Consider the following 13119-nt stretch of genomic DNA (forward strand, 5'->3'; position numbering starts at 1 on the left):
GCAAAAGTATGAAAAGATTCATATATTAATACGATAGAAGCGGATACAACATGGAGAAATTCAACAAGCTGTAGGGGTGATTTAAATGCCGAGCATTACAAATACTAGACGTAATGGAAATGTGGTTACCTCTGAATTAGTGGATAGGGTAGGAATCGCGGAAAGGACATACACCTTTCCAGATACCACTATACGAGAAACATTAGAAATATCGAACGAAAGCGCAAATAATTTGATAGTAAGTGTTGGGACACAGGTTGATGTGATCATCTATGCTTTCCAATCGCAGACTTTTACACAGTCCTTTACCGACTTTAAAATGAAAGCCCAAACCGGTCATTCATCTTTTCGAGTGAGGGCTTCTTATTATGAAAGTGATGAAGAAGATGAGCGTACCCTTGATGCGCAGTTGGGAGAAACAGCGAAGAAACCACAAGTCGGTGACTCTATCAAACTAGGAGAAGCTCCTAGGACACTCACTGACAGCATTAGCGAGTTAGCTGTTAACCCTAAAGATTACGGTGTATTAGGTAATGGGACTCAGGATGACACTGCAAATGTACAAAAAGTGTTAAATAAAGGTGGGAAAATTCATTTCCCTGATGGCACATACATTATCAGTAATGGTTTAATTCCAGTATCCAACTCGATTATAACAGGAAGCAAAAAGGCTATTTTAAAATTGAAAGATGGTCAAGACGGGACAGCATCCCCAGACTTACGAAATATCTTCAACCTATATAATCCTTCGGGGATAGAGAATGTTCTTATTGAAAACATCACTTTGGACGGAAATAGGGACAATGTAACGAATTGCTACCATTGTATTAACATTGGAGCAGGATCTTCAAAAATCACAATTCGTGATACGTATCTACGTAACCCTGAATATGATGCAGTTTATGTTGGTTCGGGGGCTAAAGAGGTTAATATATCCGAGAATTTTTCATTCAATGCTGGTCGTTCACATTATGTTGTCACGAATGCATCTAATGTAAACATCATTGGAAATAAAGGGATTCGTGCACAGAAATCATATGTAGACCTAGAAAGTAATGTTATAGGGGACACGGTGGATAAAGTTACTGTGCGAGACAATGTGTTTATAGCAGATACCACAGCCTGTACCGCGGAAGGTATAGGCAATACAGGCCCTGGAACACACAAAGATATAACTTTCGAGAACAACTATTTCTACCTAAATAAACGCCTTGGTGCATTTTCTGGTGAAGGTATTTGCGACAATGTATCATTTAAGAAGAATACAGTGTATGGAAAAACAATGGATGCGTCTTTCTTCTTAGATTGCAACGACACTGTTAGAAATGTCAACATTGAAGATAATAAAATGTTCATTGATGCAGCTAGTTCAGGAACTGGTGGCGCAGTACGAGCAAGAAATCCTGAATGTGTAAAAATAAAAGGGAATAAAATCTACAACTCAAAAGGTGTAGGAATAACGGTGGACAATCCACTGAATGTTATTTCATCTGGAAGTGTAGAGGATAACGAAATTTATTCCCCAGCACTTGATGGAATATATGTTTCGGCGAATTGTATTAAGACTAATAAAAATAAAGTCAAGTCTTCCGGAAGATATGGGATTAACATTACCTTGCAAAACGGAGAACTTTCTAATAATATCATCGAGACACCAGTTAACTACGGACTGTATGTCTATGGATGTACAAACATCAACATGGATAATAACAAAGTGATGAATCCTGTAACTAATGGTATTTATGTCCATAACTTATCAAAAGACATTAAAGGTGACGGTAATAAGGTGTACAATAGCGGAGCGCAAGGCATAACACTGCGCAACTCATCCGACATTAAATTAAGCAACAGCTTGATTGTTGGTTCTATGAAACAAGGTATCTATGCTTTTGTAGATGCTACGAATGTATCTCTACTCGCTAATACGGTGAAGAACAGTCACGGAGTAGGTCTTGATTTATATGGTTCTAATATCATATTAATAGGAAATAGAGCGTATGATGACCAGGGAACAAAAACACAAACATATGGTTTATGGATTAGAAGTGGGGATTATTACACAATGTCCGGCAATGACTTCAGAGGGAACTTAAATGGTGGAATTATGGGAACATGTACAAACTATAAGCCAAGCCCATTAGGGACTTTTGCTACAGATACTGCTAACTTCAATTTTATTTCGTAGGGAACAAACTGCGCGGTAACGAAATACGATTAACTCTCTCAAAAGAGGGTGTTTATTATTTGTCTCGAAAGGAGGCTAAAATATGAATCTTTCGCAGATTATCGGAGAAATCAATAAAGATACGGGCGATGTTCGATTTTACCATTTTATTAGGATGTTCCAACAGAGCGTTGGACCTTGCTTCCTATGTGATGAATTACTTGAAGAAGCCACCTTGCTGCAGGATGTAGGGATATCCGATTATGGAGTACCCTCGTCCTTACTGACATTAAAACATGTTATAGGGTCATCCGGCGAATTACATAAAATTGATTTACTTGAACAAGCTAGTACAGGATATAAACGATGGGGAGCAACGATATGATGCAAAAAAACTAACGGAAACGGCAGCTTTTCGCCGCCTTTTATCTCACCCCGTACAATTGAATAACAATTTCGATCGGCAACCTGTGTTTGAAGCATGAAAATCCCTTTGGCATCCTTTCCCCCCTCAATCTTTCGGTCCAGCAGCCAACATGAAGCGAGGTACAATATCATCCAACCCGCTTGTCAAAAGCAAAATCTTTCCCCCGCCTTCTATAGAAAACCCAAACTTGGCTTGAGACAAGCTAAAAGGCGGTACAGCCCAAATATTATCCAGTTTCTGATATACCATTGTATTGCCAACCAAATTTTTCAACAAAACCATTTCTATAAACAATATAGACACTAACAGCCAACGAATATTTTTAATAAGTTGAATCCTTGCGAGTGCATCTACCAATAAAAACATCTTAAGTACAGTAATGACAATACTAACCGCCGTCATAACCCAGCCTAGCTGTGAAAAGCCACCTATTTCCGTAATATTTTCCACTTGAAAGTCTTACTGAAATAACTAGTCGGAACACTAAAATCCACAAAAACTAAACAGCAGGCCAATAAAATGGAAATCACCTGAAACAGCACACTGACAATAATTCACTTTAAAAGCAACTTCGCTCCAGACTAGAGATTGTAAATCCACATTACGTCTTCCCTTCATAATTCAAACATCCAAAAATCAAAGAGAACATAATAAATGGCTGTAAGATCACGATTATAAAAAGACTTGCAATCTCTAAATATCTGGATGTAAACAAAAAAAACAAACACTAGGCCAAATTACACAACCAACAACGAAAAAAGTGTAGATTTTCAAATCAGTCACTATATTAAACTTTTAATGAATCTAACTTCCTACCCCCTCAGATTTGTTCTAGTTACTAGTGAACAGCACACCAAAATATGTCAAAGGTATTATAAAATAGTAAAATATACTATTCTTTTATTATGAAATTAAATATAATAGATGAAGTGGTTACAAAAAGAGGAAGGAAGTAAAATATGAGACATGAAAAAAAGAAGAAAAAGAAACGGACATGGCTGAAGGTAGTCGGGATAATTGTCCTACTTTTCATATTAGCCGGGGGAGCTTTTGCCTACTCCGTATGGAATTCACTGACAAAAACCGTTGACACGATGCATACACCAATAGACCGTACCACGGATAAACGAACGAAAGACCTTGCGCTATCAGATCAGGAGCCTTTCTCGATGCTCATGCTTGGCGTCGATGAACGTGATGGCGACAAAGGCCGTTCAGATACAATGATCGTCTTGACAGTCAATCCACAAAAGAAATCGGTCAAAATGCTAAGCATTCCGCGTGATACACGGACCGAGATCGTCGGTCATGGTACACAGGATAAAATCAACCATGCATATGCCTTCGGCGGTGCGAAAATGTCCATGGATACCGTTGAAAACTTCCTTGATATCCCAATTGACTATTATATGAAGATTAATATGGAAGGCTTTAAGGATATCGTTGACGCAGTCGGCGGCGTGACCGTTCAAAACGATTTGGACTTCACCTCCGATGGCATTCATTTTGCAAAAGGAACGCATACTCTTAACGGGAAAGAAGCCCTTGCCTATTCAAGAATGAGACATGATGATCCAAGTGGTGATTTTGGCCGTCAATCGAGACAACGTTCCATTATCGAAGCTGTCATCAAGGAAGGCGCAAGCGTTTCCTCTCTTACGAAATACGATGAAGTCTTTGATGCACTCGGTAATAATATCCAGACTAATTTGACGTTTGATGACATGATGGACATCCAAAAGAACTATCGGGATGCCAGCAAAAACATAACCCAAGCAACTATTCCAGGCAATGGAACGAAAATCGACGGAATTTACTATAATATTGTGTCGGATGAAGAAAAAGCAAAGGTCCAATCCGAATTAAAAGAACAATTATCCATCAAATAAGAAAAAATGAAAGAGCTGTCCGGACCCGCATCCTGACAGCTTTTTCAATTTCCCCGTCCAATATTCTGACAAAAAACGAACACCAATTGTAGAGATTTGTTGGAATTTTTGTTGTTTATTAGGCATTAAAAGACGGTATAATCTAATATGAGCTGAAAATTCCATCTTCCCCTTGCCCCTTTCATCACTAGACACTATTATTCTTTGGACCCGGAATTCCACAACCAACATTCATCAACCTATAATGAATAATCCTAAACAAAAGGAGTGGATTTAATTGAAAATCAAAGCAGGCAGCTGGGCTATGCTAAGCACACAGGACAAAATGTTTATTTTGAAAGCCATCAGTGATCGTTCAAGAATGAAATATGTTTCATGAGAAGTAAATCTATTCGGCATTACATGAGAGCATCGCCTCTCCCTTTTCAATAAAACGAACTTGAGCCTGAAAAAGGAGAGGAATCTATTCAAACCGATAATCCCATAATATACGCCATTCGCCTTTTTCTTTGACGACATAGCAATTTTGTTTCAAAGTAAACATTCCATAGCGAGAATTGAAGACCTGTGTAACTGGAATTTCATAGGCCGTTTTATGCAGCCTTCCACTCTTATCCAACTTCCAGTTCTTCACTTTCTTAGAACGGCCTACATCATACTGAAAGGACTCCACATCCATATGCTGTAAAAATACATGTGACCGATTTTGCACATAATCTGCCCGATCCGGAAACCGCTGCTTCATTTCAGTACTTAACAAATCCCAGGATTTCCCGAACTCCGCTTCACTTTCATACTCATAGAAATCTTCAACCACGCTTTCTGATCCGCTCGGAAAAAGAAAAATGATACAAGCTCCTGCAACTAAAACCATGAGAATAGCCGTCAATACTCCTATCGGAATCTTACTTTGTCCCCTCACCCTCATCACCCTCATCACCCTCACAGGTTATCTTTTATTTATATATATAATGGAAAACCATAAAAAAGAAGCATGTTGTTAGACATGCTCCTTAAGTATATGTATCTGAAATGATTTCTTAGATTCATTGACGCCTTCTCCATCGATAAAAGAAAAAAGAAAAAAAGATTCCTAGCAAACCGCCAAACGTGTCCAGCATGACATCCTGCCACAATGGAGTTCGGCCACCGGTTAGTTTTTGATGCAGTTCGTCTGCACTCGCATAAAAGAGGACACATAAAAGAGAGCCCGAAAACGAAAGAACAGGTTTATTCACAAAACGGCCCCAAACACGATACGTCAATAATCCAAACACAAAAAAGATAAAAAGATGGGCACCCTTCCGAAGGAAAAACTCCAGAAAGCCATTTACTCCAGCTATTTGGGCACTCACCTCAACCCCTCCATACATGAATGAAATGCCACTTAGCTTATCATACCAATATGGCGTATTGAATTGCTCTAAAAAAGGGGTAATGCTTTGCTCCTCATACGTCTGCGAGGAAAAAAAGAAGATGACCATCCCCCATAAAACGAGCAAAATGGGGAAGAAGTATCTACGGATCATATACTATCAGGTTGTTCTATGATCCCGCTTAATTTCTCCTTAATCTCTTCCACAAGTTCATTTACAGAAACATCTTGTCCAGACTCACCCTTGGCAAAAGTGTCTTTTAAAATATCAAAAAAATCCATTAGAAATTTCCACTCCAATATATAATTGATCCAACATTTCATACGGTTGTCCTAATCCTTTTTATAAAAATAAGGAATATAGCTCATTTATTTGATAATCACATATATTGTAGGGATTGGCAAGCAGGAAATAGTTTAAAAACCAAAAATTTACCCAATTTTAACATTTCTGAAATATCCCTTTGGAATGAATACTAGTATGTTTTAGGTAAATACGTGTCGATATAAGAAAACAAAAAAAAGACCGATTCCTCAGCCCTTTCGATACCCCATATTATGCTTGTCCCATAAAAAAAGTCATTAATGAAATCAATACTAAAGTAATAGTAATATAAGTCCCAATAAAAATTTTCTTGCTTCTCTGTTTCTTTTCATAAACTTCCTCGAACGTAATAAATTTGTTTTTTGTCATCAAATAATCTCCTTTTACTTTGATGGCAGCTATCTGACATCGCCTTAAACGAAGTCCCTTTGCTCGATAACTATAGTGTAGTATCGGCATACAATCAAAAACATTTAAGTATTATTAACTATTTTTTTCATAGGCTATATTTCTTAAATCTGTAAAAGGTTGCGACTAACGCATTATGTACAATAACTAAATTCTATGATTATCATGTTAAATCCTGCCTGGGCATCATTTTAATTAAGCGCTTACTTTATAAAATTCATGATTATTTTTACCCAACCGAAAAATGACAGCCATAACGGTACACTGAATAAAGTTCCCCATATTAATCCCTTCACAAAAGCATTAAGTCCATCCATAATAAATTCCCTCTCAATTAGGTTGCATTTATATTATTGTCCCCATGTTCTTTATTCAAGATACCTTTTACAGTAATTTCCTGTAATGAAAACAAAAAAAGAAGACTGTATAACAGCCTTCCCTAAGATAATTTTTCATTTTCCTTTTATGAACTCTCGCACATCTTCAATAGATAACCCTAGATTTTTAGCCTCTAAAATTAGATAAACCCATTCTTCCCGTTCATTTTTAGCTTCCATATCAAATCCCACCCAACTTGTGGTAAAACAGCCGTCTTAGCATTTAGCCTTAGACCTGTAATTTTGCGTCCCTACTTTTCAATAGGTTTGCCTTTCTCAAGAATATTTCACATTAATTTTCTTAAAAATTAATAAATCTCTAGAATCCCTGTTTCCATGGTGCTAAATAAACCATCATGACCTAAAAAATTTCCCCTTAATTAAAACTATATTAATGTTAATTATACTTAAAAACGTAATAATAGCTCATAATACTATTCGTTTTTTTACGTCATTTTTCAACATCATTCATCAAAAAGTGACATTACAATGGAAAAACATTGGTATAATGCGTTTTCTCTACAACTCTTTTATTAAAAGTAGATTTATAATAGCATATATACGCTCGAATTTGCTATTCCACAAAAATAATATTTCGAAATAAGTGGGCTAATTGATTCAGTTTTAGTGCTGAAATATTCTAAGCAGAAAATATATTTTATTATATCCAAATACTCTATTGAAATAGTAATACTTACAATTTCTGAAAAAACACAATAGATTAGAACATATATTGTTCTAATCTATAAAAACTCTTAGGATCAGCCAATACAATTGACTAATTCTGTGGATAACATATCGTATTAATCGCAAGCATTTAAGTAATAACAAAGTGAACATTAGAATTCAGTTCATAAATAAAAAAGGGCTGATTAAACCACCTTCCCATGTATACATAATATTTATTTATCCTATTTATATAATCATTTTAAATTGAGCAAAAGGTGACATACTGAAGTGGACAAGTATTGGACTTTTTTTATGATGAGACTAGGTTGAGAGGTATATAGAAACAGCACCCATAAAAGGATGCTGCTTGTAACAAATTTAAAACCTAAGTAATATATTTTACTACTTTTCATATAGTTCAAAAGACAAATCATCTGAATCTCTAAAAAAAGAAACTTTTTCCCCGTTATGGTAACAATACGTATAAGCTCTACAGGAATATTTTTATCTTCTAATTCTTCCACAGCCTGTTTAATATCTTCCACTTCAAAAAGCAAGATGTCTAAGCCCTCTTGCTTCTGGATAACTTGGTCTGTAAAGGCTATCAGGAAATGAAAACAATTCTAGCTGATAGTTTCCTCCAACCATTAGAATCTAATTTAGAAGATTTTCTTTCTTCTCGATATGTTTCCTTATTAATATCCAAACCTAAAATGTTTACATAGGACTTTTTGGATTTTTCATAATCTGAACAGTTTATAGTAACATGTGTATTTTATTAACTTCATTTTCTACCTGCAACAAATACAAGTTTTAAATTTAATTTAAACAGAGTTATTATATGGAAAAAATCAACAATAGAAAGATATTTATCCTCATCTAAAACTACGAAATACATACAGTATATTCTAGCTTTGGTCGACCTTACAGATCCTACTCTATTGACCTTTCAATTATTATTACTAAATAGAACTTGTGAAAATAAAGATCGTCTCTTTTGTAGTCTTAGGACTCTTAGCTCCTTTGACTACCCATTTCGACAAAAGGAGAGCTCCCTGCATACTTCCTCACTGACTTCTTACCACACAAAAAAAGGACTAATTTTCTCAGCCCATTTAACACCCCTTATGATTTACCAAGAAAAAAAGTCAATAATGAAATAAAGATTAAAATAATAATAATATAAGACCCAATAAAAATTTTCTTACTTCTTTCTTTCTTTTCATAAGCTTCCTCGAACGTAATAAATTTGTTTTTTGTCATCAAATATTCTCCTTATTTTTTGAGGGCAGCTATCTGACAACGCTTTCTGCGAAGTCCCTTTGCTTGATCTTCATGCAAAATATTAACTGTATTATTTACTATTTTTATAATGGGCTAGATCTTATAAATTAATATCTGTTCTTTACTATATAGTTTACTATAAATCATACAAATTACATAAATTCAAAATATTCCATTATACCTAAAAGTCTTTTATAACAAGGTTTTACTCATTAATGTTAAGCAATAATCCCTACCTGTTCCATAGAACTGGCTGTAATTAGTTTAATCCCTATCCATTTACTGATCAGTAAATAAAAAGGATATAAATTCACTTTCTTCCAAAAATAACAAAAAATTTATCAACGGGAGGAAGAGAAAAATGGATTCAGAAATGCAGGAGTATTTGGAGTATTTAATCACCCTAAAGCAGCCGAATTAACTTATTACGGACTTCATGCACTTCAACACCGTGGTCAGGAGAGTGTAGGAATTGTGACTAGTGATGGGAAATCATTCAGGAATCACAGGGGAACGGGATTAGTTACCCATGTATTTTCACGGGACATCCTTGATGGACTAAATCGGAAATATGCCCATTGGTCATGTACGATATTCAACTTCTGGTGAAAGTTTACTGCAAAACGCACACCCCCTCGTCTTTAAATATAGCAAGGGGGACCTGGCTGTTGCTCATAATGGCAACCTCATAAATGCAAGGAGAGAACTTGGATGTGTTACAACAGCAGGGAAGCATATTTCAAACAACAACCGATACAGAAATTATTGCTCACTTAATAGCTCGTTCAAGTAAAAAGCATTTCGCAGAAAGCGTACCTGATATGCTTAAACGTATCGATGGTTCATTTGCCTTGATTATAATGACTGAAAAACAAATGCTAATTGCCCTGGATCGTCATGGGTTACGTCCGCTTAGCCTTGGAAAAATTGGTGAATCAATCATCACCTCCTCAGAAACATGCGCTTTAAATGCGGTTGATGCTAAGTTCTGGCGGGAAGTTGAACCGGGTGAATGGCTTCTTATAGATGAAAATGGAATTCAAACTTGAAGATTTGCAGAAAAAGGTAAGGTTTCGCTTTGCTCCTTTGAATTTATCTATTTTGCCCGTCTGGATAGCGTTATTCAAGGAAGAAGTGTCTCAACAATCCGGAAGGAATTAGGTAAAATTCTGTCAAAAGAACATCCGACACAAGCTGATGTTGTCGTTGCAGTTCCTGAATCAAGTGTACCTGCCGCCATTGGTTTTTCCCAACAAACAGGAATTCCATATGAGATGGGGATTATTAAAAACACTTATGCTGGTCGTTCATTTATTGAGCCCACGCAAGAATTGCGTGACTTAGCTGTTCGACTGAAATTAAGCGCAGTGCAAGAAATTTTGGAAGGAAAAAGGGTGGTATTAGTCGATGATTCGATTGTTAGGGGAACGACAAGCAAGCGCATTGTCGAATTGATTCGGCAAGCAGGGGCCAAGGACGTCCATGTAAGAATTAGTTCACCTATGGTTAGGAACCCTTGTTATTATGGAGTGGATATGCCAACTAAGGAAGAACTATTTGCCCACAAACACGAACACGAAAGAGCTATGGGACAGGTTATCGGGGCAGATTCATTAGCCTTTTTAAGCACCGAAGGGTTATTAGAGGCTGTAGATTGGATCTTGGAGAAACCAGCAGTCGCTGTATAGCCTGTTTTAGTTGTGCATACTCAACTAATATTTGAAGTGATACAGCTTAAGTAGGATAAAAATGGCAGGCACCACACAAAAAACAACTGTCTTTGTGTTATGCCTGCCATTTTCCTACTATTAAACCTTGGATTTTGTCACTGTTTTCTAATTGCTCGCGCAAGTACAAGACGCTGTCATTCTGCTCCTGACAGTCGAAGTCCTCGATCACCAATGAGTGTATCTTTTTATTCCGAGTCTTTAATTTCTTAATTTATAAAATTCATTATAATTTTGATCCAACCGAAAAATGACAACCACAACGGAAAGCTTAAAAACGTTCCCCACAATAGTCCCACAACAACATTGCTGGATTCATTCATAATAAAGCATCCCCTTTTATAGGATTGTTTTTCTGTTGTTAAATTTAATTACTATTCAACCATTATTTTTAAAAATCAGTATCACAAAAAGAATGAACTTCTCCTTATTAATAAAAATAATGCAGCTTCTTTCTATGTACTATATTAATCATAATAACCTAATGAGAAAGCGCTTACAATAGTTCTCTATACTGATAATCCTTATTTTTGCTTTACTACTTATAAGTTTTAGCTCCGGAACATTCTAGTCAGGGAATATATCTAATTATATCCGAATATGAAAACAATTCTAGCTGATAGGCGTCCTTCAAACATTAAATCTAATTAATAAGATTTTCTTTCTTCTCGATATGTTTCCTTATTAATATGCAAACCTAAAATGTATACATAGAAGTTTATCGATTTTTCATAATCTAACAGATTATAGCAACTTGGAGTATTTAATTTATCTTCATTTTCTTCCCCAAAAGAGACAAGTTAGCTTAAATTTAATTCAAAAAGAGTCATATAAGAATAACAGGATCATCTCTTTTATAGTTTATTTGTACTCTTGACTCATCTCCTAAGATTCTCAGCCCATTCATTTCGACAAAAGGTGAATTCACTGCATCCTTCTTAAAATAAAAAAAGAACTGATTTCTCAGTCCATTTCAATAAACAAAACACCCGTTATGATTGAACGAGAACTTTTTGTTCGTATCCGTTCGGATTATCTGTTTGCCATTTCCACGAGTCTTTACACATCTCGTTTAAATCCTTTTCTGCACGCCAGCCTAATACTTTTTCTGCTTTAGTAGGATTTGCATAACAAATTGCGATATCACCAGGGCGCCTATCTACAAAATGATAAGGTATTTCTTTTGAATTGACAGTGCTAAAAGTATTAATGAGATCCATAACACTATAGCCAGTACCAGTACCAAGATTAAATGTTTCTATCCCATTATTTTCATCAAGGAATTCGAGTGCTTTCAAATGCCCTTTTACCAAGTCTATCACATGGATGAAATCTCTGACTCCTGTACCATCGTGAGTTTCATAGTCATTGCCGAAAACAGAAAGTTTTTCTCTTTTCTTAATTGCAACCTGTGTTATATAAGGCATTAAGTTATTTGGTATTCCATTCGGATTTTCTCCAATTCTCCCACTTTCATGAGCACCGATTGGGTTAAAATAGCGTAATAAGGCTATCCTCCAAGTGGAATCCGAAATATATAAATCTCGTAATATGTCTTCAATCATCAATTTTGTACGTCCATATGGATTAGTTGCAGACAATGGAAATGATTCATCAATTGGGACACTTTCCGGGTGACCGTACACCGTGGCCGATGAACTGAAGACAAGTTTTTTTACATCGTGCTTGGCCATTAGGTCACACAGATTAATAGTGCCTGTTATATTATTATGATAGTAATTTAATGGGATTTCAACTGATTCCCCAACCGCTTTAAGTCCTGCAAAGTGCATTACAGCTTCGAAATTATGATTCTCAAAAATAGTGTTCAACTCATCACGATCTAATAAATCGCATTTATAAAAAGGGAAGTCCTTTCCCGTTAATTCCCTAACCCGATTTATTGATTCAAAATTACTATTTGACAAGTTGTCCAGTATTACAATATTATAGCCGTTTTTTAAAAGTTCTACAGCTGCGTGGCTTCCGATATAGCCAGCCCCTCCAGTTACTAGTATTGTCACGTTTATTTCCTCACTTCAATTATAGAATACCAAATGAAAAAGTATTTCTTTCACCTTCCATTTGGTGTGCTTGCTTTTAATATGTAATCATTTACTAAATAGAATCTAATTATATCCTAAATTCCTTATAATAGTATATTTTATTAGTAATAAAATATTATAGTATTTTAGTCCATAAGATCCTCTTATTTTAACCCACTGGAGTTAGTATAGTTTCATGGACACATTTTAGTTAAGTCCTTACAATGATTTTTGAGAGGATGTGTCCGTCTTGGAACGTAAGAATACAGGTAAAAAATACAATAATGAATTCAAGAAGACTATTGTAGATCTTTATCACTCGGGTAATTCGGTCAAAGAATTAAGCGGCGAATATGGCGTATCAGAAGTTACCATTTATAAATGGGTTAAAGAGTTTACTCCAATCGCTTTAGGGGAAGAGTCCATGAC

The 13119-nt window shown here is 35.7% G+C and carries 11 protein-coding genes, 2 pseudogenes and 1 riboswitch; of the genes and pseudogenes, 5 read left to right on the forward strand and 8 right to left on the reverse strand.

Features of this window, described 5'->3' with window-relative positions:
* Positions 1-85 precede the first annotated feature (85 nt).
* Together J7J00_RS08825 and J7J00_RS08830 are read left to right on the forward strand one after the other, a co-directional pair.
* Positions 86-2185, forward strand: a complete 2100-nt coding sequence (locus tag J7J00_RS08825) for a right-handed parallel beta-helix repeat-containing protein (RefSeq protein WP_214789905.1) — start codon at positions 86-88, stop codon at positions 2183-2185.
* 82 nt (positions 2186-2267) lie between these two features.
* Entirely contained in the window at positions 2268-2549 is a 282-nt protein-coding gene (locus J7J00_RS08830; RefSeq protein WP_214789906.1) for a hypothetical protein, read from the forward strand.
* 126 nt (positions 2550-2675) lie between these two features.
* Here the strand turns inward: J7J00_RS08830 and J7J00_RS08835 are convergent, their stop codons facing one another.
* Entirely contained in the window at positions 2676-3041 is a 366-nt protein-coding gene (locus J7J00_RS08835) for a hypothetical protein (protein WP_214789907.1), read from the reverse strand.
* Positions 3042-3550: 509 nt separating this feature from the next.
* Here J7J00_RS08835 and tagU point away from each other — a divergent pair.
* Positions 3551-4480, forward strand: coding sequence for a polyisoprenyl-teichoic acid--peptidoglycan teichoic acid transferase TagU (gene tagU, locus J7J00_RS08840; protein ID WP_214789908.1), 930 nt, complete (start codon positions 3551-3553; stop codon positions 4478-4480).
* On the opposite strand, the gene J7J00_RS08845 is transcribed toward tagU, so the two are convergent.
* The 6 genes and pseudogenes from J7J00_RS08845 to gloA2 form a co-directional block, all read right to left on the reverse strand.
* Positions 4466-4645, reverse strand: coding sequence for a hypothetical protein (locus J7J00_RS08845; protein ID WP_214789909.1), 180 nt, complete (start codon positions 4643-4645; stop codon positions 4466-4468). The genes tagU and J7J00_RS08845 overlap by 15 nt on opposite strands.
* A gap of 298 nt (positions 4646-4943) precedes the next feature.
* Positions 4944-5408 (reverse strand): hypothetical protein, encoded by a 465-nt coding sequence (locus J7J00_RS08850; protein ID WP_214789910.1) that lies wholly within the window; start codon positions 5406-5408, stop codon positions 4944-4946.
* Positions 5409-5526: 118 nt separating this feature from the next.
* Positions 5527-6009, reverse strand: a complete 483-nt coding sequence (locus J7J00_RS08855; protein WP_214789911.1) for a VanZ family protein — start codon at positions 6007-6009, stop codon at positions 5527-5529.
* Entirely contained in the window at positions 6006-6137 is a 132-nt protein-coding gene (locus J7J00_RS27955; protein WP_286201242.1) for a YwzD family small protein, read from the reverse strand. The genes J7J00_RS08855 and J7J00_RS27955 overlap by 4 nt, the downstream gene beginning before the upstream one ends.
* Before the next feature lie 903 nt (positions 6138-7040).
* Positions 7041-7145, reverse strand: coding sequence for an anti-repressor SinI family protein (locus tag J7J00_RS08860; protein WP_214789912.1), 105 nt, complete (start codon positions 7143-7145; stop codon positions 7041-7043).
* Between the two features lie 18 nt (positions 7146-7163).
* Positions 7164-7247: riboswitch (cyclic di-GMP riboswitch) on the reverse strand.
* Positions 7248-8036: 789 nt separating this feature from the next.
* Positions 8037-8394, reverse strand: a pseudogene (gene gloA2, locus J7J00_RS27960) (SMU1112c/YaeR family gloxylase I-like metalloprotein).
* Between the two features lie 860 nt (positions 8395-9254).
* Between gloA2 and purF the strand changes: the two are divergent.
* A pseudogene (gene purF / locus J7J00_RS28855) lies at positions 9255-10641 on the forward strand (amidophosphoribosyltransferase).
* 996 nt (positions 10642-11637) lie between these two features.
* Here purF and galE read toward each other — a convergent pair.
* Positions 11638-12669 carry a UDP-glucose 4-epimerase GalE gene (galE, locus tag J7J00_RS08870; RefSeq protein WP_214789913.1) on the reverse strand — a complete coding sequence of 344 codons (1032 nt, stop codon included), beginning with the start codon at positions 12667-12669 and terminating at the stop codon, positions 11638-11640.
* Positions 12670-12940: 271 nt separating this feature from the next.
* On the opposite strand from galE, the gene J7J00_RS08875 reads away from it, so the two are divergent.
* On the forward strand, positions 12941-13119 hold a 179-nt coding region (locus J7J00_RS08875; RefSeq protein WP_286201257.1), incomplete at its 3' end, for a transposase.

Origin of the sequence: Bacillus sp. ISL-4, assembly GCF_018613275.1 — a bacterium.
Taxonomy (GTDB): Bacteria; Bacillota; Bacilli; order Bacillales; family DSM-1321; genus Peribacillus; species Peribacillus simplex_E.